The sequence below is a fragment of the Colwellia polaris genome, assembly GCF_002104515.1.
GTDB lineage: Bacteria > Pseudomonadota > Gammaproteobacteria > Enterobacterales > Alteromonadaceae > Cognaticolwellia > Cognaticolwellia polaris.
Map to the genome: position 1 here is coordinate 109,921 of NZ_NBOE01000001.1, position 25,949 is coordinate 135,869.

The window sequence follows — 25,949 nt, forward strand, 5'->3', positions numbered from 1 at the left end:
CCAAAGAAAAATGAATGGTTAATGAACGAGAAAGTCGATTGTAACAATTAAATACGAGGAATTAACCTTTAAAGATCAATTTGTCATCTAAGCTTAAGTTATTACAGGTATTTCTCTGTAGGTTAAAATTTTTTATATGCTCAAAGTAGCCGACTTTGTGGTTAAGGTTCTGGTTTTTAGGTTGTTTCTATAGATAAATTCCTATGGAGAAACAAAAACACCACGACAGGCGTGGTGCTTTTAATGATAGTTAATTTTCTAATTTAATCGTGTCAGTTAAGGCTATTCAAAAACGGTATCAACAGCTAAAACTTTAACGTTTTTACTCGGCAGTTTTAGCTTGTAGTTTTCAATAACTTTATCAGTTGCTATTAGCGCTGCGGGCTTATCAGAATTATATTCTAACGATGATACTTGCTCAGACAGTAAGCGTTGTTTCATATCTTCGCCGTCAGCAGAAATAAACACATAGTGAATATTATCGGTTTGTAAATTAGCTTTAATTACACGATTTACATCAGCTAACGAAAGTTTTGCAAATTGTTCACGTACGTATTTTACAAACTCATCGGTTTGATAAAACTCGCTATCAAGCGCATAACCTAATTGCTGATCTTGGCTAGCAACTAGCTGCGGCGCATAGTTGGTTAAATAATTACGCGTTGCTTGAAAGTCTTTTTCACTCATGCCATTTTCAATTAACTTATCTAATTCATATAAAGCGGCTCGGGTAGCAAAATGCGCATCGTTATTTGAACGTAAAGGGCGTAACCAAACTTGGAAAATTTGGCTTGAACGACCTAAGTTAGCATCAGGTTTGGTTTGAAACATACCTCGAGGGAAATATTCAATATAAGCGTAATCACCGTAGTTCATGCCACGTGCTTGGCGAATTTGTTGATAAAGGTAACTATTCGAGCTTCTGTGTTCGCCAAAATAAGAGCGTACTAACCATAAAGCGGCCCAATCTTTGTTATTACGAATAGTATCGATTGGAAAGCCGAAAGAAACCGCCGTTGATTGGGCATTTTTTTCAACAATAGTTGCATGATGACCTTTTAATACCGGTGCTTTAGCAATGTTTAGACGCTTTTCATCACCCAGGGGTAATGAGGCAAGATCCGCGAACATTTTTTTCTTTAAGTTATTTGAAAGCGCGCCAGTTATACCAAGATGTAATTTTGCTTGCGTGAGTTGGCTTTGATAAAAAGCTTTCACATCGTCTAATGTAATGGTGTTTAAGTCAGACAAGTCACCGCTATTATAATGCTCATACGCATGACCCTTATAAAGTTCACTGTATAAAACTTCTTTACCTAACTCTTCATCGTTAGAGGCTTTAAGCCCTGATTTAATGCTATCAATTAATTCTTTTTTCAGGCGTTTAAAGTCATCTTCTCGCCATCCTGGGTTTAATAATTGATCGCTAATTAGTTGATACCATGATTCAGCATTGTCTTTATGTACTCTGCCGGTAAACGACATCATTTCTTTATCAAGTTGTGATGAAAACTCGCTAGCTAAAGGGTATAAACCTTGTTGAATGTCTTGGTAACTGCGTGTTTGAGAACCACCTTGCGTTAACATACGTGCCATCAATGCAGCTACGCCTTTTTTACCCGCTGGATCAGCTGCGGCACCAGTATAAAACAGAAAGTTTACATCGATTAACGGTGAGTCATTGGTTTTGTCTAATACCGTAAATTGCGCTTTTTTGGGCTGAGAGCTTTTCACTTTGAAGTTTGCTACTGCTGTGTTTAAGGCAACTTCTTGATCAAATCCTGCTACTTTATCTAATGCAGATAAGGTCACGGTTGTGCGGTTTTCGTCAATAAAGTATTTATTAGCAATACGCTTTATATCATCTGCAGAAATATTATCGAAACTATTATAAAGGTGGTTTATGGTTTCAGGATCTCGGTCAAAGTGCATATAACTTGCTAATGTTGATGCGATTGACTCTGAAGAATCTAAACTATTGACAAAACTGTATTTTAAGTTTGATTTTAAGTTATCAAGCTTTTCGGCAGAAACTAATTCAGTGCGCGCTTTTGCATAAGTTTGGTTGATAGCATCTCGCACTGTGGCTAAATCTTTTTCTTCATTCACTTTAATAAATACATGGCGTAAGCCAGCATCTTTAGTTTCAGGGTTATAGTTAAACATTTGGCTTGCAAGTTGTTTATCAACAACTAACTCTTGATAAAGTGCTGAGTTATTTGAAAAGTACAATTCTGAAATTAAATCTAATGCCGCACGATCCTTCTTCTTCGGTTGCCAGTCAGCGCCTTTATAAGACACCAGTAACCAATGGCCCGGTAAACCTTCAAACTTCTCATGTACGTATTTTGGTGCTAGTTGCTTTGGCTCTGGAGCAATATTGTTGACAAAGTCGCCTTTTTGCCAATTACCCCAATGTTTTTCTACCATTGCCATGGTTGCTGTTGGCTCGACATCACCCACAATAACTAAAGATACATATTCGGGTTTATAAAATTGTTGAAAGAATTTCTCACCATAAGCTGACTGCTCAGGCATAGCTTCAACATCTTCAAAAAATCCCATGGTGGTATGTTTATAGGTATGAGTATCGAAGGCTTCTTTGCGCACAGCAGCAAGTAATTTTCGAATAGGGCTGGCGTTATTTTTTAAATATTCACCTTTTACCGTTAAGGCTTCAGTTTTAAATTGCGCTTCTGTGTAACTTAGATTTTGGAAATGATCCGCTTGAATCTCTAATACTTTGTCTAGGTGATCTTTTGAAAAATCTAAATGATAGTTGGTGTAATCGTTGGTGGTATAAGCGCCGTTATCAACACCAGCGTTTTTGAATAAATCTGCATATACCGCTTGTGGATATTTTTTTGAGCCTTTAAACATCATATGTTCAAAAAAATGCGCGAAACCAGTACGGCCTTTTTCGTCTTCATCGCGAGCACCTACGGAAACAGGTATTTGCACAGAAACTAGATCAGGGTAATCAGTTTTAACAATAAGTACACGTAAGCCATTTTCAAGCTCTTTAAAAACATAGTTTTGGCTGAATACTTTGTTGTTATTACTTTCAATGGCAGCACTTTGCGGTGTTGAATTTTGATGAGTTTGCGTTGCTATACACGCAGAGAGAGTGAAGCTGGCGACAATAACTGCCGCTAAATATTTTATTTTCATTATCGAGCCCTTTGTTGTTATGCTGCTATTTTATGAAATTATTGATGTTTTTTCACTATGTTAACACTTTATTTACAATGATGTTTTGTAACAAGCCACATAAGTGCTTAGTTAAAGCTGGCAAAGTACTTTAGTGAATCAAAGAGAGCAAATACGATGAAAGATGATTTTAAGAATAAAACGGTGATTATTACTGGCGCTTCGGCTGGCGTTGGTGCAGCAACTGCACGAACTTTTGCTCAACTAGGCGCTAATTTAGTGTTAGTTGCTCGAGGGCAAACGGCCTTAGATGTTATCACAGAAGAACTTGCTGAAATAACATCGGTCATCAATATTGCTATGGATATTAATGATGCAAGCGCAAATGAAAATTTACTCATTACAGCGGCTCAAACTTTTGGTTCTGTTGATGTGTTAATTAATAATGCAGGTTTACACCACCGTGGAGATGTCACCTTAAATCAAGCGAGTGATTTGGCTAAAATGGTCGATGTAAACCTACGCGCGCCCATTCAGTTGTCTTGCTTGATATTACCGTATTTAAAACAGGCTGGTGGAGGTGCAATCGTTAATGTTGGGTCGCTTGCAGGTAGAACGCCCCTGCAAGGTGCAGCAACTTATGCGGCAACAAAAGCTGGTTTACGTGCCTTTACCTATTCATTAGCGGATGAATTACAAAATACGGGGATTTATGTTGGCGTGGTATCGCCAGGACCTATTGATACCGGGTTTATTATGTCGGAAATTGATCAAGTTGAAGATATTGTATTTTCACAACCCATGAGCACTGCTCAACAAGTCGCTGATGCCATAGTGAGTGTGGCGCGAGGTGAGAAAACTGAAATATCGTTACCAAAAGTTAGCGGATGGCTAACAACCATATCGTATTTATTTCCAACACTTCGCAAAGCCTTACGGCCCGCGCTTTATCGCAAAGGCGGTAAAATGAAAGCGCAATATAAAAAACGTAACTTAGATTCACCCAATTAAGTGGTAGAAATGAGCAAGTGCTGCTTATCCAGAGTTCAGGTTATTTAGTTTGATGGCTATAAACGCCAGACCAATTTTTATCTGGTGGCGATAGCTTATAGTTTTTAATACGTTGCAAATATAATTGATATAAAACGTTGTTTGTTTCGCTTTGTTTTTGATTTGCGAGCGTATTGAGAATACCTGCAGCGTCATCCCATTTTTGCTGACAATAATACTCATAAGCGAAATGAAATTGGCGAATTTCTTCGATTAACTCATCACTCACTGAACCAATAAAGTTAACCACCTCATATATGGTTACCGCTTCATTTTTGCCCTTTACTTTAACTTGGTCTAATTTGCGATAAATAAAATTTGGTGCAGCCTGTTTAGTAAATTCAGTAACGATTAATGCCACACCATATTGCTTAGTCAGCCCTTCTACCCGAGCAGCTAAGTTTACCGCATCGCCTAAAACGGTGTAGGCCATGCGATATTCTGAGCCCATATTGCCAACGCTCATTTCACCCGTATTTAAACCAATGCCAATATTAACTGCTGGCCATCCTCGCTCTGAGAAACTCGATTGAAGCTGTTTAACTTTTTCTAACATGTTAAGTGCCGCGCTAACACCATGTTCTGCATGATTATTGTTGGGTAATGGCGCCCCCCAAAAAGACATAATGCAATCGCCAATATATTTATCTATGGTTCCTCTTTCGTCATATATAACCTTAGTTAACGGCGTAAGCACTAAATTTAATAATTCGCTAAGCTCTTTAGGTGACAGGCTTTCAGAAATTGCAGTAAAGCCCCGTATATCGGCAAACAATACCGTTAACTCTCGAGATTGTCCTTCTTGGGTAATCCATTCTGGTTTATTAACCATTTCATCAACTAGCCCTGGGGGCACATACTGTCCAAACAGTTTTTTTACCGTATTTTTAGTATTGTTTTCAGCCACAAAGCCCCATGACATATGCACAACAAATATCATCATTATTAATAGCAAGGGTGAGGCAAGAAAAATAACAATGCCTTGCTGCCAAATTAAAAAGTTTAAAATAAGGTAAAGCGCGATCAGTGTTGAAGTAAAAAGCATGGTTTTGATCGGGGATAAATAATTGCAAACCACCATCATGAGTAAACCCAAAATAATTATAATAGTGAGCTCTACCCCCAGAATATAACTTGGTTGATAAGGTATGCGTTGATCGAGTATGCCGCTAATAATATTGGCATGTACTTCAACACCTGGCATTGCTGTATCAACAGGTGTTGCTCTGATGTCTTGCAACCCAGGTGCTGACGTACCTAAAATAATAATGCGATTTTTAAGCGCGTCTATTGCAATGCTCTTGTTTAAAATGTTTTTGACAGAAATGTAAGGAAAGCTGCCTGCACTACCTCGATAAGGCACAGTAACTGAGCCGGTTTTATCTACTGGAATAATAAAACTGCCCAGTTGCACTTGCTCTATTGCCTGGTAATTGCCTGTTTTTGTAATGTTAAAATAATAATTTTGATCGCCAATAGCTTTTCGTGTGATAGCTAAAGCCAAAGAAGGGTGAAAGCCATTTTGATAAAGTTGAAACAGAGGCACTTTACGGTATAAACCATCTTCAGAAATATTAGGATTGTCAAAAAAGCCCACACTGTCAGTTGCTTGATGAATAATATCTATATTACCTGTGTACCCCTGTGGTTTTGCTATTAAGGTTTTTTCTGCAAGGCTTTGCGCTATGGTGGAGATGGTTTTTTTTAGAGAGTTAATTTCATCTGTATTACTTTGATCAAACACCATACCTAATACGATATTACGACCCTTTATAGCTTCTGAAAATATGTGGTCATAAGCCAATTTTTGTTTGAATTCTGCGCTTGCAGCGAGGTACTGACTATCGTTAATCTTCAATGAATCAAGTTGCTCAAGCACTTTTAAACCACTTACATCATCCGGCTCAGAAAACACAACGTCAAAGCCAAGCACTTTAATGTGATAATGGTCGAAAAGCGTGTCAATTAATTCAGCTAAAATTGCTCTATTCCATGGCCAGCGGCCAACGTCTTGAATACTGTCTTCATCGATATCGGCGATAACTACCCGGTCATCAATTCCTTTTGGCATGGTTAGCTTTAAACGAAGGTCAGAAGTGAACATTTCTAAGGTGTTTAAAATAGGTACTTCGATGAATGGTGTCGTACTAATAAAAATATATAAAAATATATAAAATGATAATAAAATTTAATATGTTCTTTTTTGATCGCTGAAATATCATTTTATTGTTACCAACCATGAGTTACTGAAATAATAAAGTGCTTATTTAACTGTGAAGCAGTTTTTCATCACCCTAAAATGGTGTGGTACGACCAACAATTGCTTCAATTAAGCTTAATTCTGCGTCAGCATGGTTTTTCATCGGTGCTGCTTGAATAATATCGCCTTGGCTAGTATCTGCATAGATGTAACGAGGGTTGTCATGATGAGCACTTTTAATATTTTCAGAAATGCTAGGGTCAGCAATGGCGCTAACATCAACCTCTCCGTAACAGGTGCACACGTAGCTGCGATTTAACGCTGTATCTGACTCTGCATAAACAGCGGTTCCTCGAATACCTACCGTAGCGGTAGTTGTGTGCATTTTAAATTGCTTTTCAGTTGGCTTACGTTTAGCAAATACCGACATTACCGAGCCAGTAAATAAACGCATTGCTTCTTCAAATACACCGGTACTTTCTAGCACTAAACGTGAGTTCTCCCTTAAGTGGTGGGCATCTTTTCCGATGGCAAACATTATCCAGCTGCTTTGGCCTGTAACCACTATTGAATTAGCTCTGATCACGGTTTTTGACATATTTGCTTTGGTAATTATTGTGCCATCAACCGTTACTTCACCTTCGAAGTTATAGATAGATTGTCCAAGTGGCAATTCTGCTGGTACTTCAGCCATCGCGTTTACCAGTGAACTGAGTAAAGCACTGCTTGTTACAGTTGCCAATAAACCGGTGTTGAAAGCTTTTATTAAAAACGCTCTGCGTGTATTTACTGATTGACTACTCATAATTAGTTCCAATTACCCAATGGTTGATTTGCATTATATTTTAGTATTTTTAATTGATAATATTTCGCTATAGATAACTGTAAAAATAACATGTTCAGCTAATCGAATGGTTTTACTATAAAAGTAAAAGCAAAATATTATCAAGTAACATCAACCAATATTTTACAAAAGCTACTGATTGGCATAACTAAAAAGTGCTAATTCATGATTAACTGATGCTTGCCAGAGTTTATCGTTATTATTTAATTGCAGTCTCTTTTGTAATTGCTTTATTTTGTATTAAGCGCGTTAGTACTGGAGTTTGACAGATGTCGAGAACCGGTGGCGGTTTTTTAAAAAAGAAGGCGCTATTACGCTTGATACGGTCAGCAAGTTTAGTCGCAAACAAGGCACTTTCAGTATTTGTTACTTGTAGGTGAATTTGCTCTGCTTTAGGTACATCAGCCATCATTTGCATGCTAATTATGGGAGTGTGTTTAGTATCAGGCACTGCATCTTCTCCCTCAATAACGGCAGTACGAGTTATAGACTGTACATGATTCATGCCATAAATAACTCGACCAAAAATACTCATAATTCGATCTAAATACCTTGGCGCTTGACCATTAGTAATATAAAAGTGGCTTGAAGCTGAATTAGCCTCGTTGCCGCGAGCCATAGCAATAATACCAGGGCAATGCGTTAACCATGCTTTATTCTCACTAGGATTATGGCCAAGGGCAAAACCGTTTTTAAAGCCCGTTTTTTCAGCAAATAAATCATTGTTTTGTACTAAAGTAAATGCAAAATCTTGTTCTGTTGTCCAATCGCCCTCAAGCGACAATAAAGGAACAGAACGATCGGCGTTACTCGCATCTTCAGGACCCGCCTGTGCAACAAAACCGTCAATTACACGATAAAATTTATTGCCGTTATAGTGGCCAGCCTTAGTAAGTTGGATAAATTGTTTAACATGCTTTGGAGAAAACTGTGGGGCTAATTCGATAACAACCTTGCCATGTGGCAGTGTTAATAACACCATGTTTTCAATAGCAACAGTTCGCCATTCAGTCTGAACATTAGCTTGTGTTGCTATGTTGTCAGTTATTAACGCTTTCGTTTGTTGTTCGGCAATCGCACTTGCGCTTATCAACATAAGCCATGAACTAAATAGGGTTATTAACATTGAAAAGCTTATTCGATTATACATAAAGTGCCTTTTTTATTATTTTTTTTACTATGTTAATGATTGTTTAATATTGTCACGAAAATAGCAAACGAGTGGCTTAAGATGTTACACATTTTATTGATGTTCATTTCACTAACAATGAAATATTGGCGCAATCGCAAGCAATTGATACCATAGCATGAATAATTACTCTCAACGTTACGGAGCTTTTGTGAATAAAAGTTTTATCACTAATTTTTTAGCCTTTATTGCCATTATTATCGGCTACACAGTCGCAAATAATATTATTTTTACCGTAGGTTTATTTGCTTTATCTGGAGCTGTAACTAATTGGCTTGCCATACATATGTTATTTGAACGTGTACCTTTTTTATATGGTTCTGGTGTTATTCCTGCGCGTTTTGAAGACTTTAAAGTCGCAATTCGTGGGTTAATGATGGAACAATTCTTTACCGAAGAAAATATAGATAGGTTTCTTGCTGGAAGCGATAATCCTGCAACAGCCATTGATCTTGCGCCGGTTATTAATAAAGTCGACTTGTCGCCAGCTTTTGATAACTTAGTGAGTGTGGTTGAACAATCTTCTTTTGGCGGTATGTTAGCTATGGTAGGTGGCACTGAAGCGCTGCAACCTATGCGTGAACCATTTATTGAGAAAATGCGCGCCTCAGTTATCGAAATAAGCCAAAGTGATGAATTTAGTGCCATTCTACGCAAAGAGTTAGAGCAGCCTAATATCATGGCGGGTATGCGTGACAAGGTAAGCGATATTATTGAAAAGCGCCTTAATGAACTAACACCACAACTTGTTAAAGAAATAGTACAACGCATGATTCGTGAGCATTTAGGCTGGCTTGTGGTTTGGGGCGGTGTTTTTGGTGGCATAATTGGTTTTATTGCAGCAATTACCACCCAGCTTTAATAAGGGCTGTTTGTTTTTTATATTGAATTTAAGCTTTAGTCGGCCCTGGTTAACTAAAGCTTAACGTTTGTGAAGCTCTTTTAATCTAAGTTATCTAAGTTATCTAAGTTATCTAAGTTATCTAAGTTATCTAAGTTATCTGAGTTAAATCAAGCTTATCTAGGTTGTGACTAAAGTATCTGCCTATTAAGTCTAATATCATCAACATCATACTGATTCAGCAATATATTTACCGTTAGATTGAACACTCGCTCATTTAGGTACAATATCTGAGTGAAATTTTAAGCAGAATTGTTTCGCTATAACACTGGGTTATCAGCTAGATCTTTTTAGGCTATTTAGTCGAGAATATTTTAATTTTTGTGCTTTAATTTTAGCCTGATAGCCGTTATGCTTAGGCTTTAATCACAGGGTTAAATGTAGCGGCTCCAAGCCTGGAGTTTAATCGCTCAAGCCCTCTCTTCGTAAAAGGTAAACCCAAAAATGTTTGGTAGCTTAACGGCGTTGCCTGCCGATCCTATTTTAGGCTTGTTGGCTAAATATCGTGAAGACTCTAATCCGAATAAAATCGACTTAGGTGTTGGTGTCTATAAAAATGAAGCGGGTCATACAGAAGTTTTAAAGTGTGTAAAAGCCGCTGAAAAACATCGACTCGATACTGAAGATACCAAAGTTTATATTGGCCCAACAGGCTCATCACTTTTTAACGAAGAAATGGCTAAGTTAGTATTCGGTCATCATAAAGTGTTGCTTGAAAATCGTGCGCGAACGGTTTCTACACCTGGTGGTACTGGGGCGTTACGAGTAGCGGCTGAGTTTATTAATTCATGTAAAGCTGGCGCAACTATTTGGGTAAGTAATCCTACTTGGGCAAACCATACCGGTGTATTTGAAGCCGCAGGATTAAATGTAAAAACGTATCCTTATTATGATTATGAAAACAAAACCCTTGATTTCGATGGCATGTTAGCGGCTTTAAAAGAAGTTAAAGCTGATGATACCGTATTGCTTCATGCTTGTTGTCATAACCCAAGTGGTATGGATTTAACCAATGAACAATGGCAACAAGTTGCTGAAGTTGCTAAAGACATTGGCTTTTTACCATTAATTGATATGGCTTACCAAGGTTTTGGTGAAGGTTTAGACGAAGATGCCTATGGTCTACGATTAATGGCTGACAGCGTAAAAGAAATGATCGTTTGTAGTTCATGTTCTAAAAACTTTGGTTTATACCGCGAACGTATTGGCGCTTGCACTATTATTGGTGAAACCTCGCACAGTGCTGATATTGCAAATTCTGTATTACTTAGCGTAATTCGTTGTATTTATTCAATGCCACCAGCACATGGTGCGGCATTAGTGGAAACTATTCTGCATTCTGACGAGCTACGTGCGCAATGGCACAGCGAGCTTAAAGAAATGCGTGATCGCATTAATGGCAATCGTCAATTATTGGTTGATAAGCTTGTTGAAAACGGCGTAACACGCGACTTTAGCTTTATTCCTCGTCAAAAAGGTATGTTTTCTTTCTTAGGTATAACGCCTGAGCAAGTACAACAACTGCAAGATGAATACAGCATTTACATGGTGGGTTCAAGCCGTATGAGCATTGCCGGTATTGCTAACCGCAACGTTGATTACTTAGCACAATCAATCGCAAAGGTGCTATAAGCTAACGCTATATACTCCATGTATGCACTCATACATGGAGTTTTTTACTTCTGCTAAGTAAATACTCCTAACACTCTTTCTACCCTTAATATCTACAAGCACTGCAAAAGCAACTTAAGTTAATGTACCAATAATGCGAGCAAAAAATTAAACATCGACACGTTGATAACCCGTTTTCATGTTACTTTGTTATGCGGCGAAATTTGAGCACGCTATACTATAAAGTTAAGCTAATAGTTAGCTGAGAAATTTTATATTAGTTAAGGATTATTTATGATTAAACCTATTGCGCTAGATCATATCGTTTTGCGCACCACCAAATACCAAGCACTTATTGACTTTTATTGTGACGTATTAGGTTGTGTTGTCGAGCGAGTATTACCCGACGATATAGGTTTAACGCAACTGCGAGCCGGCAGTTCATTAATAGATATAGTGAAGGTAAATTCAACGTTAGGAAAAGTTGGCGGTGAAGCACCCAAAACTACCGGTAATAATGTTGATCACTTCTGTTTACAAATAGCCGCGTTTGATGAAACTGCTTTAAAAAACTTCCTCACCAGTAAAGGGGTTGAAGTTGGTGATTTTGAAGAAAGATATGGGGCAGAAGGTATGGGTCGTTCGTTGTATTTAACCGATATTGCCGGTAATAATGTTGAATTACGCGCTAAAATTCCTTAGTTTAAAAAAAGAATCAACAAATTATTCAAAGCAAAATTATGGGAAATGGGCGAACTTTTAGGTATAGTGCGCGACAATAAATTTTGACTATGCCAAGTTACATTGCGTTCTATGCAATAACATTATTGGCACTACCATAAGCTGCTATTAATTCAGCTACAAAGGATAAATTGTGACAACCAAAGGCAACCTTTTCATTCTGTCTGCGCCAAGTGGTGCAGGGAAATCGAGTTTAATTTCCGCCTTACTCAAGCAAGCATCATCGCGACCTATGCAAGTATCTGTTTCTCATACTACACGTAATGCGCGCCCTGGTGAAGTTGACGGCCAGCACTACCATTTTGTTAGTGTAACTAAATTCAAGCAGTCAATTGCTGATAAGCACTTTTATGAATACGCTGAAGTATTTGGAAATTTTTACGGCACAAGTGAAGTCGCAATAGATCAACAACTTGCACAAGGTATCGACGTATTTCTTGATATTGACTGGCAAGGTGCTCAACAAGTTAGAATGAAAAAGCCTGACGTCACAACAATATTTATTAGTCCGCCTTCAAAACAAGAGTTAGAAAACCGTTTACGTGGCCGAGGCCAAGACAGTGAAGAAGTTATTCAAGCAAGAATGAGTGAAGCACAAGCACAATGTTCACACTATCAAGAGTTCGATTATATTATTGTTAACGATGATTTCGAGCAGGCATTAGCTGATTTAACCACAGTAGTGAACAACCAACGCTTAAAACGCAGCCAACAAGCGAGCGAGCATCAAGCTTTATTTGATGAATTATTAGCGTAGAACGCTTGCTTACATGCGTGTAGATCAAGTAAACTACGCGACTATTTTATGAATTTAATTGTTGGAGAGACCAAATGGCTCGCGTAACTGTTGAAGATGCCGTAGAAAAAGTCGGTAATCGTTTTGACTTGGTGTTAATTGCATCTCGTCGTGCTCGTCAAATTGCTACGGGCGGTAAAGATCCATTGGTTGAAGTTGAAAATGACAAACCAACAGTAATTGCTTTACGTGAAATCGAAGCTGGCCTTATTACTACTGAAGTAATGGACGTTTCAGATAAGCATGAGCAAGTACAACAAGACGCTGCTGAATTAGATGCTGTTGCAGCAATTGTTGGTGGTAACCAATAATTATTTCTAACGTTTAACGTTAGTAGCAACATTCAAAACGCGTAAATTACATCACTGTGATTTACGCGTTTTTTATTATCTGCTCATGGTTCATGAGAAAAATTCGTGCAAATGTGTTTCAAATTAAGTTAATTAGCTACTTTTTTTAATGGTTAGAATGAAAAAGTAGTTCGCATAATTAATCAAAATGGCATAAATATTGGCATAGCGGCAAAATAATCGTATTCTAAACTAATCACAGCGTCAGCAATCATCAGGGAATTATTGGGTGTACCTTTTTGAACCACTAAAAGAACATGTATCAAGTTATTTATCGAAAGTACAAATTGACCTGCTAAAGCAGGCCTATATTGTTGCGCGCGAGGCCCACGATGGCCAAATGCGTTCTAGTGGTGAGCCATATATAACCCACCCCGTAGCCGTTGCGCTGAATCTCGCCAAAATGCACCTAGATCACGAAACGCTAATGGCAGCATTACTGCACGACGTCATTGAAGACACTCCGGTAACCAAAGATCAGCTTTCAGAGCTTTTTGGTCATACGGTTGCTGAATTGGTTGAAGGTGTTAGTAAACTAGACAAGCTAAAGTTTGATAATAAAGAAGAAATGCAGGCGGAAAACTTCCGTAAAATGATCTTAGCCATGGTGCAAGACATACGCGTTATTTTGATTAAACTCGCTGACCGCACGCATAACATGCGTACACTAGGCTCTTTACGACCTGATAAACGTCGTCGTATTGCCCGAGAAACATTAGAAATTTATGCCCCAATTGCTAATCGTCTGGGTATTCACGATGTAAAAAATGAATTAGAAGTTTTAGGTTTTGAAGCATTATATCCTATGCGCTCACGTGCGTTAAAATCAGCCGTTAAACAAGCACGTGGTAACCGCAAAGAAATTATCAATAATATTCAACAAGAAGTCACTAGCCGCTTAGCGGAAAATGGCATTAAAGCGCAAGTTATTGGCCGAGAAAAACATCTCTATTCAATTTATCGAAAAATGCGCAATAAAGAGCTTATGTTCAATGAAGTTATGGATATTTATGCTTTTAGAATTATTGTTGGTGATAAAATAGACGACTGTTACCGTGCTTTAGGCGCAGCTCATAATTTATTTAAACCTATCGAGTCTAGATTTAAAGACTATATTGCTATACCAAAAACTAACGGCTATCAGTCATTGCACACCTCTTTAATTGGTCCGCATGGTATTCCGGTTGAGATACAAATTCGTACCAACGATATGGACCAAATGGCAGATAAAGGTGTTGCGGCGCATTGGTTATATAAACAAGATGGTGAAGATACTGGCACCACAGCACAGATGAAAGCACGTCGATGGATGCAAAGTTTATTAGAACTACAGCAAAGCGCGGGCAGTTCGTTTGAGTTTATCGAAAATGTAAAATCGGATTTATTTCCAGAAGAAATTTATGTTTTCACCCCTGATGGTCGCATTGTTGAATTACCGATGGGCGCAACCGCGGTTGACTTTGCTTATGCTGTTCATACTGATGTTGGTAACTCATGTGTAGGCGTTAAAGTTGAACGTAAACCTTTCCCATTAAGTAAGCCATTAGATTCAGGCCAAACCATAGAGGTTGTAACCTCAACAGCCGCCAGACCAAACGCCACTTGGCTTAACTTTGTTGTTACCGCCAAAGCTCGCTTGCAAATTCGTACATACTTACGATCGCAAGAAAAAACCGAGTCGTTAGCGTTAGGACGTAGGTTACTGAGCCATGCACTTGGAGCTACCAAGCTAGAAGATATTGCTGAAGAAAAATTAACCCAAGTGGTTAAGGATACAGGTAACAGTAATGTTGAAGAGTTACTGATAAACATAGGTTTGGGTAATGCCTTAAGTATAGGTATTGCTAAGCGCTTGAAAGACGAGTTTACCGAAGAGTCTGATCTGCTTAAGCCTGCAGCAACTAAAAATAAAATGCCAATTAAAGGCACCGAAGGCATGATGGTTAGTTATGGTAAATGTTGTCGCCCTATTCCTGGCGATTCAATATTAGCCTACCTAAGCCCAGGAAAAGGTTTAATGGTGCACCAACATGGCTGTCGTAATAACAAAGGTCATGAGCAAGGCAGTTTATTCCCTGTGCGCTGGGATACTGACATAGATCGAGATTTTATTGCTAAGTTACGTATTGAAATTCTTAACCATAAAGGTGCATTGGCAGCATTAACCAATGTGGTCGCTCGTTGTGGCTCAAATGTTCACTCACTTAATTCAGGTGAAAAAGAGTCAGGCTTGTATCTTATCGATATAGAAATTACTTGTCGGAACAGGGTTCATCTTGCCGACATCATCAGAAAAATTAAAGTTATGGGCGACGTTCAACGCGTAGTTCGTAATAAATAGCTTTAGGAAAATTATGAAAACCATTATTAATACAGACAGTGCACCTAGTGCAATCGGGACATACAGCCAAGCAGTTAAGGTAAATAATACCGTTTATCTTTCAGGACAAATTCCATTAGTGCCTGAAACGATGGAAATTGTTTCTGAAGATTTTGCTGAGCAAACACAACAAGTTTTTAAAAATATTGTTGCAGTATGTGAAGCGGCAGGTGGCAATATTAATGATCTGGTAAAAGTGAATATATTTTTACAAGATCTTGCTAATTTCGCGACCGTTAATGAAATTATGAGCCAGTATTTTTCACAACCTTACCCTGCACGCGCAGCGGTGCAAGTGGCTCGGTTACCAAAAGATGTTGCTATTGAAATTGACGGTATTATGGAATTACCTAACTACAGTTAATAAACATCGCTTCATGTAAACGATAAATTCGATAAAGATATATTAATAAATAACCAACTTTAGAACACGTATATGACACCAGATAGACTACAAAGAATTAACAGCATGCTAGATCAACGCCAACCCGACTTAACCGTATGTATGGAAGGCGTGCATAAAACTCATAACTTAGCCGCGGTTGTTCGAACAGCTGACGCTATAGGTATTAGTGATGTACATGCCGTATGGAAGAATGAAACCATGCGCCTTTCGGGCGGAAGTGCTGCGGGTAGTCAAAATTGGATAGATGTGCACGATTACAGTAATACTGAAGATGCAATCACTGAATTAAAAAATCAAGGCATGCAGGTATTGGTCACTAACTTATCAGATACCGCAGTAGACTTTCGAGAAATTGACTATACCAAACCTACCGCTATTATTTTAGGGCAAGAAAAGTTTGGCGCTTCTGCTAAAGCACTAGAAATGGCTGACCAAGATATTGTTATACCTATGGTTGGCATGGTGCAGTCATTAAATGTTTCAGTTGCCTGTTCTGTGGTGTTATATGAAGCCCAGCGACAGCGCCAAGCAGCAGGTTTATATCAACAACCAAGAATAAGCCACGAACGCCGTCAACGGATATTATTTGAAGGTGGACACCCTATTTTTGCTACCGCTTGTCAGCGTAAAGGCTTACCATATCCAGAGATTGATGAAGACGGACAAATAGTTGCTTCAGAGCAGTGGTGGCAACAAATGCAAATGACTCAAGATGCTTGGAAGAAAATCGACGACGAATAACCAATAAACCTACAGCAAGGGAGTCTGCGGTGTCTCGCCAAATCGAAGCGCTATCTAATTTAGCCCAAATACCCGTTACAACGTTAAAAGGTGTTGGCCCTGGTATGGCAGCGAAACTCGAAAAAGTAGGTCTAGTGTCGTTACAAGACTTACTTTTTCATTTACCGCTTCGCTACGAAGACCGCACCCGGGTTACAGCTGTTCGTGATCTAATTCCCGGTTTATTCACCAATATTATCGGTGAAGTTACACAGAACGAAATAATTCAAGGCAAACGTAGAATGATGCTAGTAACCATTAATGATGGTACAGGTAGCATTAATTTACGTTTTTTTCATTTTTCAGCTAGCCAAAAAAATAGCTTGGCAGTTGGACTAAATATTCGTTGCTACGGTGAAGTAAACCGTGGAATGCGTGGCTTTGAAATAGTGCATCCAGAATATAAAGCGCTCGATCAAGACCAACCATTAACTCCAGTGGAAGAAACCCTAACCCCCGTTTACTCAACAACTGATGGTTTACGACAAATATCGCTGCGAAATTTAACCGAACAAGCGTTAATTCGCTTAAAGCGCGGCCATGTTGAAGAATTACTGCCTGAAGAAATTAACCATCAACAATATAGTTTAGCGTCTGCGTTAGCCTTAATTCATCGTCCGCCGCCTGAAACTTCAGTGGTATTAATGGAAGAAGGTAAGCATCCGGCGCAGCTAAGGTTGATTAAAGAAGAGCTTTTAGCTCATAACCTAAGTATGTTGAAGTTAAGAGCGGCTAGTGATCATCACCCCGCGGTTGTGTTAGCAATAGATACAGCACTGGAAAAGAACTTTTTAGCATCATTACCCTTTTCACCTACGGGCGCTCAAGCACGTGTTACAGCAGAAATACGAACCGATCTACTCAAGCCTTTGCCTATGATGCGCTTGGTACAAGGTGACGTAGGCTCAGGAAAAACTTTAGTGGCTGCATTAGCCGCACTCACTGCCATTGGCCAAGGTTTTCAAGTTGCTTTAATGGCACCAACTGAAATATTAGCTGAACAGCATGCCATTAATTTTAAAAAATGGTTTGAACCGCTCAATATTACGGTCGGTTGGCTGGTCGGAAAAACCAAAGCAAAAGCTAGGCGCAGCGCCTTAGAGCATATTGAAAACGGTAATATGCAAATGGTTGTTGGCACTCATGCTTTATTTCAAGAGCAAGTGATATTTAACAAACTCGGCTTAATTATTATTGATGAGCAGCATAAATTTGGTGTGCATCAGCGTTTATCATTACGTGAAAAAGGCGCTTGGCAAGGTAATTATCCACATCAATTAATTATGACGGCAACTCCTATTCCACGTACGCTGGCAATGACGGCTTATGCTGATTTAGATACCTCGGTTATTGATGAACTGCCACCTGGCCGAACACCGATCACCACAGTCGCATTACCTGATAGTCGCCGTGACGATGTAATTGAACGTATTCGTCAAGGTTGTACAAACGATAATCGACAAGCTTATTGGGTTTGTACCTTAATTGAAGAGTCGGAGGCCCTGCAATGTCAAGCTGCTGAAGATACCGCAGTGTATTTACAGGCACAATTATCTGATTTGAAAATTGGCTTGGTGCATGGCCGAATGAAAGCCGACGAAAAACAAGCCGTAATGGACCAATTTAAAGTTGGCGAACTTAACGTACTGGTTGCTACAACGGTAATTGAAGTGGGTGTTGATGTACCTAATGCAAGCTTAATGGTAATTGAAAACCCAGAGCGTTTAGGTTTAGCGCAGCTCCATCAACTACGTGGTCGTGTTGGTCGCGGTTCAGTAGCGTCCCATTGTGTATTAATGTACAAAGCACCACTGACGAAAACAGCGACTAAAAGGTTAAAAGTACTTAGAGAAAGTAACGATGGTTTTGTTATTGCACAAAAAGATTTAGAAATTCGAGGCCCTGGTGAGCTATTAGGCACTAAACAAACCGGTTTAGCCGATTTGAGAATAGCAGATTTACAGCGAGACGCTTACTTAATCCCAGAAGTTCAACAACAAGCGCACCTGATATGGCGACAGTATCCTGATAAAGCCAACGCTTTAATCGATCGTTGGTTAGCCAATCGAGAGAGATATTCAAATGCCTAACTGTAATGGTAAGTTTATTAGTTAAATACCTCAAAAATTATGGTTTAGAGAAAGTTGTGTTCAAATAAACATTAATAAATTCGCGCTTTTGTTAAAGCCATTATCGGCTTTAAAAGTTACCTAACTAATGCATTTGCCATAAATATCTGTCACCTTGATTTGAAGTGTTAATAATTCTAAAAAAATGCGGTAAACTAGCAGTAACTTTAGTTTATAGCGAAACCATGATGTCTTCACACGATCAAAATCATCCTACTCATAACGACAACAGCGAAGAAGCCACTACTCACTTTGGTTTCCAAACGGTCGAAAAAAATGAAAAAGAGTCGAAAGTTGCCAGCGTATTTCATTCTGTTGCACAGCAATATGATGTAATGAATGATCTGATGTCATTTGGTATTCATCGCTTATGGAAACGTTTTACCATTGACGCAAGTGGCGTACGTCCGGGTAACAAAGTATTAGATTTAGCCGGAGGTACGGGTGACTTAACCGCTAAATTCTCTCAACTTGTGGGTCGTGAAGGAAAGGTAATATTAGCCGACATTAACAGCTCAATGCTCAATGTAGGTCGCGACAAACTACGCGATCGTGGTTTAGTACAAAACATTGAGTACGTACAAGCCAATGCTCAATACTTACCGTTTGAAGATAATACCTTTGACGTGATCACAATAGCCTTTGGTTTACGCAACGTTACCGATAAAGACATGGCATTACGCTCTATGTATCGTGTGCTTAAGCCTGGTGGTCGACTATTGGTATTAGAGTTTTCAAAACCTGAGCATGAACTAGTCAATAAAGCGTACGATTTTTACTCGTTTAATATCTTACCTAAAATGGGTGAGTTAGTGGCTAAAGACGGCGATAGTTACCAGTATTTAGCTGAATCAATTCGTATGCACCCAGATCAAGAAACCCTAAAATCTATGATGGATAATGCAGGTTTTGAGCAAACCAGCTTTAAGAACTTAACAGGCGGTGTTGTTGCCTTGCACAAAGGTTATAAATTTTAACCTTATGCCTCAGACTATGAGTCAGCAACTTATGTTTGCCCAGGCCTTAAGTGCCATGTTGGAAAAGTTGATCGAGCAGTTTTTGCGCTACAACTTACATGGCACACGCGCATTAAAACCTTTATCTGAAAAAACACTGACCGTGAAGCTTGGTGAATTACCATTTCCCTTAAGTTTTACTGTTAACAATGAAAAAATACATGTTAGCACTAGCGAAGCACACTACGACTGTTGCCTTGTTACCAGTGTTAGTACCTTGATTGAGCTGCAAAAAGAACAACAACTTACTGACTTAATAAGAAATGATAAACTCGATATTCAAGGCGATTTAAAAGTTGCGCAGCGTTTCGCCGATATTGCTCAATCACTTGATATTGATTGGCAGAGTGAACTAGCGAAAAGAATTGGCGATATTCCAGCTTACAAACTGGGCCAGTTAGGGCGAAAAATAGTGGATAAGTTAAACTTTGCACGACAACAAATTCAAGCAGACGCTAGCGAATGGCTCGTTCATGAAAAGCGTTTAATAGTAACATCAGCCGAATTATCATCTTTTAATCGCGATGTAGATGTTATAGAACAACAGTTGCCAAAGTTAAGCCAACGTATCGAAAACTTAATAAATCGCTTCAATGCAAGTTCATAAGGGTCTGTGGTGAGTAGCAAACGTTTATACAAAATAGTAAAAACATTTCTTCAGTATGGGCTTGATGAGCTGTTACCGAAAAAATATTTGCCGTGGTATATAAAAATAGCTCGCAAGTCTTTATTTTGGCTGCGAAATAAACATCGCGATAAACCTAAAGCACTACGATTTAGACTCGCAATCGAGTCATTAGGGCCAGTATTTGTTAAGTTTGGTCAAATGCTCTCTACTCGTCGAGATTTGCTACCTGACGACTTCGCCAATGAACTAACTTTATTACAAGATAAAGTGCCTGCATTTGCCGGTGAAGAAGCCGAACGCATCATTATTGCGGCAATGGGTGTTGAAATATTTCAAGCATATTTTAAAGACTTTGATCGCGCTCCTTTAGCATCAGCTTCAATTGCGCAAGTGCATACTGCCACTATGATGCACGACGATGGCGATAAAAACGTTGTTTTGAAAGTTTTGCGACCTAATATTGCCAAAACTATATTAGCCGATATAAACGTTATGTCGTCTTTCGCCAAAATAGTTGCTCGATGGTTGCCTGATGGTAAGCGTTTACGACCAGTTGAAGTGGTTGCCGAATATGAAAAAACCATTTTAGAAGAACTAGATTTAAATCGTGAAGCCGCTAATGCTATGCAATTAAAGCGTAACTTTAGTCAAGGGCGAGACAGTGACAAAGTGCTATACGTGCCAGAGGTGTATAGCGAATACTGTTCGAAAAACGTTATGGTAATGGAGCGAATTTACGGTATCGGTGTCGGTGAAATTGAGACATTACAAGCCAATAATGTCGATATGAAGTTACTTGCCGAACGTGGCGTAGAAGTCTTTTTTACCCAAGTGTTTCGTGATAGTTTTTTTCACGCTGACATGCACCCAGGCAATGTTTTTGTTAACGCCACTAAGCCAGCAGATCCTACTTGGATAGCTATAGATTACGGCATTGTTGGCACTTTAAATCGTGAAGATAAACGTTATTTAGCCGAAAACTTTGTCGCTTTTTTTAATCGCGATTATCGCAAAGTCGCGCAGTTGCATGTTGACTCAGGCTGGGTGCCGAGTGATACCAGTGTTGATGAATTTGAGTTTGCCATTCGCACGGTTTGCGAGCCAATATTTAATAAACCTTTGTCGGAAATATCATTTGGGCAGGTGCTAGTTAACCTTTTTAATACCGCTCGCCGTTTTAATATGGAAGTACAACCCCAGTTAGTGTTGTTACAAAAAACACTACTCTATATTGAGGGCTTAGGCCGTCAGCTCTATCCAGCGTTAGATCTTTGGCAAACAGCGAAGCCATTTCTAGAGAACTGGGTTAAAGAGCAAATGGGTATTAAAGCCGTATATAAAAAGGTAAAAGACAATTTACCATTTTGGAATGAAAAACTGCCGGAAATTCCCGATTTAGTCTACGATTACTTAAAAACTAATCGCGAAGCACAACGGCTGCAGTTAAAGTCGATGCAACAGATGCAATTGCAGCAGCAACAACACAGTAAGCAAATGACAAAGTTGGTTATTATTGCCACGCTCGCTATTTGCTTAACCATTAGCTTTACTTGATAAAGTGATCTTTCACTATTTTAGCGCTGAAACTAATATTTAGCGTTACTGTTCAGTAGTAAAAAATAGAACAATTAAACAGGAATAACCATGACTAACAACGAAGTTTTACATCACATTCGTTATATCTTTACGCTGAGCAATGAAAAAATAGCGACCATTTTTCAGCAGGCGCAGTGCCCAAAAACCGATGAAGACATTAACAATTTCTTCCGTAAGAATGGTGAGCCAAGCTTTGCTCGCATTGCAGATAATCAGCTAGCTAGCTTCCTTGATGGTTTAATTATCGCAAACCGCGGAGCAAAAGAAGGCGCACAAGCGCTTTTAAATCAGTCAATAAATAACAATATCGTCTTTAATAAAGTAAAAATAGCACTCGCTTTGAAAGCAGAAGACATTATTGCTTTACTTGATACAGCTGAGCTCACCTTGAGTAAGCATGAGCTTAGTGCGTTTTTTAGAAAGACAGATCATAAGCACTATTGCACCTGTACCGATGAGACTTTATTAAAGTTTTTTAATGGCTTACATTTACAAAAGAGACAAGCGGTTTTAATGATAAAAGAGTAAGGCCCATATAAATGAAGCTAAGCTTTTACTTAGTTTCATTTCTCCCCATAGGTTTAGCTGTGATCGTTTTCTTTATTTAGCTCTGATTCAGCCACCACGCGATTACGTCCGCTATCTTTAGCAACATAAAGGGCAGCATCGGCGCGACTAATCCATGCTTCAGCAGTTTCACCTGCTCGATATTGAGCAACACCAATTGAAACCGTGGCAGAAATCTTACCGGCAAAAGTAGATTTTTCGATTATTGCACGTAATTTCTCAGCAATTTGTTTAGCCTCTAATAAATCAACCTTCAAAGGTAAAATAATAAACTCTTCACCACCATAACGATAAAGGTCATCAAGAGAACGGGTATGTTTTTGAATGAGTTCTACTAGCTCAACCAGTACGATATCGCCATTTGCATGACCATAACTATCATTAATTTTTTTAAAGTGATCTAAATCTAATAATAACAATGAAACTTTTGAAGATTCACGCTTTTGATCTGAAAGGATTTTTTCAAGCTTTAAATCTAAAGCTCGGCGATTTCCAGAAGAAGTTAATGGGTCGATACTTGCTAATAACGTCAACCTATCGTTTGTTTTGTTGAAATTGCTAAAAATAACATAAGAAAATATGGCTGTTAGCAGTAACGTACTAATAATGGTTAAAAAATCTAACATATTAGTCACTGGGAAAATAATTGAAGCAATCAGTAAAATAGCAAGAAAACAAATCGCACCGGCGGCTCTAGCGGGTAAAATATAATAAAAAGCAATCATACCAGGGTATAGCCAAAATAAGTGCGTCTGCCCTCTAATTGCAACAATGGTAACAATGGCGATCGAGAAAAAAATGGAAAGGATAAATTTTGCAGTCTTTATTTTTCGTGTATAAAAAACAAACACAAAGAAAATAGCGGTGCCTAAAGAAAGAATAGCATCAATGGCTGCCATGACCATATCACCCTCAACCCACCGAATATATACAAATGGCGTAATCGTTAGAAAGGCAAATGCACTTAATATCAGTAGCATTTTTTCTGCTGTTGAACGTTGTGTCATTGTATATCCCTAATAAATCGACAATTTTCTGACAAACTCTGCGCTATATTCTCTGCTTAATATAGAGAAATCTATTTTAAAATTCAAATAGATAATATAGTAACAATCATAGTTTACGTTATTTTTTTTGTTTTAGCATTTCACGTAAGTTGGCCACACCCATTTTGGCTGCTGCTTGCTTTTTTTCAACGCTTTGTTTTGTTTGAGTAAGCTCCCAACTTAAATCATCTTGAGGTAATTCATGTAAAAATCGACTTGCTTCAGTGCGAGAAACTTCACCAAACTGCCTACGCTCTCTTGCGTAAGTAAATATTAATTCGCGCTGAGCCCTAGTGATACCAACATATGCTAATCGGCGCTCTTCTTCAACGTTACCTTCATCCATACTGGTTTGATGCGGCAATAAACCTTCTTCCATACCAATAAGAAAAACGTAAGGGAATTCGAGCCCTTTCGAAGCGTGCAATGTCATTAATTGCACTTGGTCGGTATCTTCCTCATCTTCATTACGCTCCATCATATCCCGTAAAGTCAGTCTGGTGACAACTTGAGCTAAGGTCATTGGCTCTTCATCGTCTTCACCTTCCAACATTTGTGTAACCCAGCTAAATAACTGCGTAACATTTTTCATGCGCATTTCTGCAGCTTTTGCGCTAGGTGAAGTGTCGTAGAGCCAATCTTCATAATTAATTTCACGCACCATGGTACGTAATACCTCAGATGTTTCTCCTCGTTCAGCGTGATCAGCTGTTTCTACCAACCAGCGTGTAAATCTTTGAACGCTTTGTAGCCCACGACCCGTTAAATGCTGCTCTAAGCCTAACTCGAAACTGGCGGCAAACATGCTTATTTGACGCATATTGGCATAACTGCCTAGTTTCTCTAAGGTTGTTGGGCCAATCTCACGACGCGGAACATTAACAATACGTAAGAAAGCATTGTCGTCATCTGGGTTCACTAGCACCCTTAAAAACGCCATCATGTCTTTTATTTCTGACCGTGAGAAAAACGAGGTGCCGCCATTAATTTTGTACGGTATTCTATTGGTCATTAAGGCTTTTTCAAGTAAACGTGATTGATGATTACCCCGGTATAATATGGCGTAATCTTTAAATTTACTCTTATTTAAAAAGCGATGACCAATGAGCTCCCCTACAACTCGCTCTACTTCATGGTCTTCATTTTTAGTTTGTAGAACGCGTAATTCAACACCATAATTTAGCTCACTAAATAAGGCTTTATCATAAACATGTGGATTATTAGCAATTAACGTATTAGCACATTTTAATATACGACCGCTAGAACGATAATTTTGTTCAAGCTTTATTAGCTTAAGGTTCGGGTAGTCTTCACCTAATAACACCAAGTTTTGTGGTTTAGCACCACGCCATGAGTATATTGATTGGTCATCGTCACCTACTACTGTCAATAAACCTTTCTCGCCCGTTATTTGTTTTACTAATTCGTATTGGCTGGCATTGGTATCTTGGTATTCATCAACCAGCATATATTGAATTTTTTGTTGCCAGCGGGCCCGTACTTCGGGGTAATTACGCATTAATAATGTTGGGATCAAAATTAAGTCATCAAAATCTAGCGCGTTATAGGCTTTCATATGCTTTTGATACATGGCATAAAACTCAGCAAACTGCAGGCTATCGGCATCGCTGACATTTTTAATGGCTGCATCAGGCAATAACAAATCATTTTTCCAATTTGAAATCATCATTTGCAGCCTGCTGAGCAAGTCTTTATCGCCATCAAGTTGCTCTTGAGTCAGTTCTTTCAATAACGCCAAACTGTCTTGATCATCAAACAGCGTAAAGCCAGGTTTGTAGCCTAAGGTTTTTAGCTCTCTTCTGATAATATCTAAACCTAAAGAGTGAAACGTACAAACCGTTAAACCTCTTGTTTGCGACTTATCCATCATTTTAACTACACGTTCTTTCATTTCACGTGCGGCTTTATTGGTAAAAGTTACCGCGGCGATGTTTTTCGCCTTATAACCACAGTTTTGAATTAAGTATGCAATTTTCTGACAAATAACCCCAGTTTTACCACTGCCTGCTCCTGCCAATACTAGGCACGGACCATCAACATATTTTTTTGCTTCATTTTGACCTGGGTTTAATTTCATTGCTGCGTTGTAACTCAATTAGTGGATAAAATATTTGGCGGTAGATTTTACCTGTTTTTCTAGCAAGACAACATCAACTTTACGTTTACTCTTGTAATTTCTTGTACCAGCAAAGGAGATATTAATATTAAAAGCGCTTACAATAACCTAATAGTTTACTAATGAAGAAGCCGCAAATGATTAATGCTAAAAAAATAGAAGAAATTGCAAAGCAAGTAACTGACTCGATTCCTGCAGGATTTAAAGATTTTGCTCATGAAATGGAAGATAAAACCAAAGTTGTTTTACAACGAAAACTTTCACAGCTTGACGTGGTAACTCGTGAAGAGTTTGATGTACAAACTCAGGTGTTAATTAAAACGCGAGCAAAATTAACGGATCTTGAAGCTAAAGTTGCGGCATTAGAAGCTATGCTAAACGCGGCAGAGTAACAGAGCAGAGAATAAGGCCTTAATTTAAACAAAGGCCTTA

At 38.7% G+C, this 25,949-nt stretch carries 21 protein-coding genes; 15 read left to right on the forward strand and 6 right to left on the reverse strand.

Translation table 11 applies throughout. From position 1 onward, the window contains the following. Positions 1–282: 282 nt before the first annotated feature. Entirely contained in the window at positions 283–3,171 is a 2,889-nt protein-coding gene (locus B6A32_RS00480) for a M16 family metallopeptidase (RefSeq protein WP_085300809.1), read from the reverse strand. Positions 3,172–3,327: 156 nt separating this feature from the next. Between B6A32_RS00480 and B6A32_RS00485 the strand changes: the two genes are divergently transcribed. Then, positions 3,328–4,161 carry an SDR family NAD(P)-dependent oxidoreductase gene (locus B6A32_RS00485; RefSeq protein WP_085300810.1) on the forward strand — a complete coding sequence of 278 codons (834 nt, stop codon included), beginning with the start codon at positions 3,328–3,330 and terminating at the stop codon, positions 4,159–4,161. A gap of 40 nt (positions 4,162–4,201) precedes the next feature. On the opposite strand, the gene B6A32_RS00490 is transcribed toward B6A32_RS00485, so the two are convergent. From B6A32_RS00490 to B6A32_RS00500, 3 genes are all read right to left on the reverse strand, one after another. Continuing rightward, positions 4,202–6,388 (reverse strand): CHASE2 domain-containing protein, encoded by a 2,187-nt coding sequence (locus B6A32_RS00490; protein WP_332888753.1) that lies wholly within the window; start codon positions 6,386–6,388, stop codon positions 4,202–4,204. 106 nt (positions 6,389–6,494) lie between these two features. Further along, positions 6,495–7,205 (reverse strand): FecR domain-containing protein, encoded by a 711-nt coding sequence (locus B6A32_RS00495; protein ID WP_085300812.1) that lies wholly within the window; start codon positions 7,203–7,205, stop codon positions 6,495–6,497. A gap of 238 nt (positions 7,206–7,443) precedes the next feature. Next, entirely contained in the window at positions 7,444–8,394 is a 951-nt protein-coding gene (locus B6A32_RS00500; RefSeq protein ID WP_233131280.1) for a peptidylprolyl isomerase, read from the reverse strand. Between the two features lie 190 nt (positions 8,395–8,584). Between B6A32_RS00500 and B6A32_RS00505 the strand changes: the two genes are divergently transcribed. The 13 genes from B6A32_RS00505 (at position 8,585) to B6A32_RS00565 (ending at position 22,295) form a co-directional block, all read left to right on the forward strand. Beyond that, entirely contained in the window at positions 8,585–9,295 is a 711-nt protein-coding gene (locus B6A32_RS00505) for a DUF445 domain-containing protein (RefSeq protein WP_085301500.1), read from the forward strand. Between the two features lie 483 nt (positions 9,296–9,778). Then, positions 9,779–10,966 (forward strand): amino acid aminotransferase, encoded by a 1,188-nt coding sequence (locus B6A32_RS00510; RefSeq protein WP_085300813.1) that lies wholly within the window; start codon positions 9,779–9,781, stop codon positions 10,964–10,966. 273 nt (positions 10,967–11,239) lie between these two features. Next, a complete protein-coding gene (locus B6A32_RS00515; protein WP_085300814.1) occupies positions 11,240–11,647 on the forward strand; it encodes a VOC family protein in 408 nt (135 codons plus the stop codon). Between the two features lie 172 nt (positions 11,648–11,819). Beyond that, positions 11,820–12,443 carry a guanylate kinase gene (gmk, locus tag B6A32_RS00520; protein WP_085300815.1) on the forward strand — a complete coding sequence of 208 codons (624 nt, stop codon included), beginning with the start codon at positions 11,820–11,822 and terminating at the stop codon, positions 12,441–12,443. Between the two features lie 74 nt (positions 12,444–12,517). Continuing rightward, entirely contained in the window at positions 12,518–12,793 is a 276-nt protein-coding gene (rpoZ, locus tag B6A32_RS00525) for a DNA-directed RNA polymerase subunit omega (protein WP_085300816.1), read from the forward strand. Positions 12,794–13,061: 268 nt separating this feature from the next. After that, positions 13,062–15,173 carry a bifunctional GTP diphosphokinase/guanosine-3',5'-bis pyrophosphate 3'-pyrophosphohydrolase gene (spoT, locus tag B6A32_RS00530; protein WP_085300817.1) on the forward strand — a complete coding sequence of 704 codons (2,112 nt, stop codon included), beginning with the start codon at positions 13,062–13,064 and terminating at the stop codon, positions 15,171–15,173. Between the two features lie 13 nt (positions 15,174–15,186). Next, positions 15,187–15,576: a RidA family protein gene (locus B6A32_RS00535; protein WP_408607649.1), complete on the forward strand. Its 390-nt coding sequence runs from the start codon at positions 15,187–15,189 to the stop codon at positions 15,574–15,576. A gap of 72 nt (positions 15,577–15,648) precedes the next feature. After that, positions 15,649–16,359, forward strand: a complete 711-nt coding sequence (gene trmH / locus B6A32_RS00540) for a tRNA (guanosine(18)-2'-O)-methyltransferase TrmH (RefSeq protein ID WP_085300819.1) — start codon at positions 15,649–15,651, stop codon at positions 16,357–16,359. Further along, positions 16,356–18,488: an ATP-dependent DNA helicase RecG gene (recG, locus tag B6A32_RS00545; RefSeq protein ID WP_085301501.1), complete on the forward strand. Its 2,133-nt coding sequence runs from the start codon at positions 16,356–16,358 to the stop codon at positions 18,486–18,488. Before trmH ends, recG begins: the two co-directional genes overlap by 4 nt. A gap of 227 nt (positions 18,489–18,715) precedes the next feature. Further along, positions 18,716–19,504: a bifunctional demethylmenaquinone methyltransferase/2-methoxy-6-polyprenyl-1,4-benzoquinol methylase UbiE gene (gene ubiE, locus B6A32_RS00550; RefSeq protein WP_085300820.1), complete on the forward strand. Its 789-nt coding sequence runs from the start codon at positions 18,716–18,718 to the stop codon at positions 19,502–19,504. 16 nt (positions 19,505–19,520) lie between these two features. After that, positions 19,521–20,150, forward strand: coding sequence for a ubiquinone biosynthesis accessory factor UbiJ (locus B6A32_RS00555; protein ID WP_158088433.1), 630 nt, complete (start codon positions 19,521–19,523; stop codon positions 20,148–20,150). 9 nt (positions 20,151–20,159) lie between these two features. Beyond that, the gene (gene ubiB / locus B6A32_RS00560) at positions 20,160–21,725 is read left to right on the forward strand and encodes a ubiquinone biosynthesis regulatory protein kinase UbiB (protein ID WP_085300822.1); all 1,566 of its coding nucleotides are present in this window, start codon (positions 20,160–20,162) and stop codon (positions 21,723–21,725) included. Positions 21,726–21,815: 90 nt separating this feature from the next. Beyond that, complete coding sequence (locus tag B6A32_RS00565) at positions 21,816–22,295, forward strand: YehS family protein (RefSeq protein WP_085300823.1); 480 nt, start codon at positions 21,816–21,818, stop codon at positions 22,293–22,295. A gap of 53 nt (positions 22,296–22,348) precedes the next feature. Here the strand turns inward: B6A32_RS00565 and B6A32_RS00570 are convergent, their stop codons facing one another. Continuing rightward, complete coding sequence (locus tag B6A32_RS00570; protein WP_085300824.1) at positions 22,349–23,341, reverse strand: GGDEF domain-containing protein; 993 nt, start codon at positions 23,339–23,341, stop codon at positions 22,349–22,351. A gap of 118 nt (positions 23,342–23,459) precedes the next feature. Then, positions 23,460–25,478 (reverse strand): DNA helicase Rep, encoded by a 2,019-nt coding sequence (gene rep, locus B6A32_RS00575; protein ID WP_085301502.1) that lies wholly within the window; start codon positions 25,476–25,478, stop codon positions 23,460–23,462. 176 nt (positions 25,479–25,654) lie between these two features. On the opposite strand from rep, the gene ubiK reads away from it, so the two are divergent. Further along, on the forward strand, positions 25,655–25,909 hold the full coding sequence (gene ubiK, locus B6A32_RS00580) for a ubiquinone biosynthesis accessory factor UbiK (protein WP_085300825.1): 255 nt from the start codon (positions 25,655–25,657) through the stop codon (positions 25,907–25,909). Positions 25,910–25,949 lie beyond the last annotated feature (40 nt).

Bases quoted from the DNA above. Each gene is read 5' to 3' on its own strand.
- B6A32_RS00555 (WP_158088433.1), top strand. From the start codon at position 19,521: ATGAGTCAGCAACTTATGTTTGCCCAGGCCTTAAGTGCCATGTTGGAA.
- B6A32_RS00485 (WP_085300810.1), top strand. From the start codon at position 3,328: ATGAAAGATGATTTTAAGAATAAAACGGTGATTATTACTGGCGCTTCG.
- B6A32_RS00495 (WP_085300812.1), bottom strand. From the start codon at position 7,205: ATGAGTAGTCAATCAGTAAATACACGCAGAGCGTTTTTAATAAAAGCT.
- B6A32_RS00510 (WP_085300813.1), top strand. From the start codon at position 9,779: ATGTTTGGTAGCTTAACGGCGTTGCCTGCCGATCCTATTTTAGGCTTG.
- rpoZ (WP_085300816.1), top strand. From the start codon at position 12,518: ATGGCTCGCGTAACTGTTGAAGATGCCGTAGAAAAAGTCGGTAATCGT.
- rep (WP_085301502.1), bottom strand. From the start codon at position 25,478: ATGAAATTAAACCCAGGTCAAAATGAAGCAAAAAAATATGTTGATGGT.
- B6A32_RS00500 (WP_233131280.1), bottom strand. From the start codon at position 8,394: ATGTATAATCGAATAAGCTTTTCAATGTTAATAACCCTATTTAGTTCA.
- B6A32_RS00515 (WP_085300814.1), top strand. From the start codon at position 11,240: ATGATTAAACCTATTGCGCTAGATCATATCGTTTTGCGCACCACCAAA.
- B6A32_RS00570 (WP_085300824.1), bottom strand. From the start codon at position 23,341: ATGACACAACGTTCAACAGCAGAAAAAATGCTACTGATATTAAGTGCA.
- B6A32_RS00565 (WP_085300823.1), top strand. From the start codon at position 21,816: ATGACTAACAACGAAGTTTTACATCACATTCGTTATATCTTTACGCTG.
- ubiK (WP_085300825.1), top strand. From the start codon at position 25,655: ATGATTAATGCTAAAAAAATAGAAGAAATTGCAAAGCAAGTAACTGAC.
- B6A32_RS00535 (WP_408607649.1), top strand. From the start codon at position 15,187: ATGAAAACCATTATTAATACAGACAGTGCACCTAGTGCAATCGGGACA.
- trmH (WP_085300819.1), top strand. From the start codon at position 15,649: ATGACACCAGATAGACTACAAAGAATTAACAGCATGCTAGATCAACGC.
- B6A32_RS00480 (WP_085300809.1), bottom strand. From the start codon at position 3,171: ATGAAAATAAAATATTTAGCGGCAGTTATTGTCGCCAGCTTCACTCTC.
- ubiE (WP_085300820.1), top strand. From the start codon at position 18,716: ATGTCTTCACACGATCAAAATCATCCTACTCATAACGACAACAGCGAA.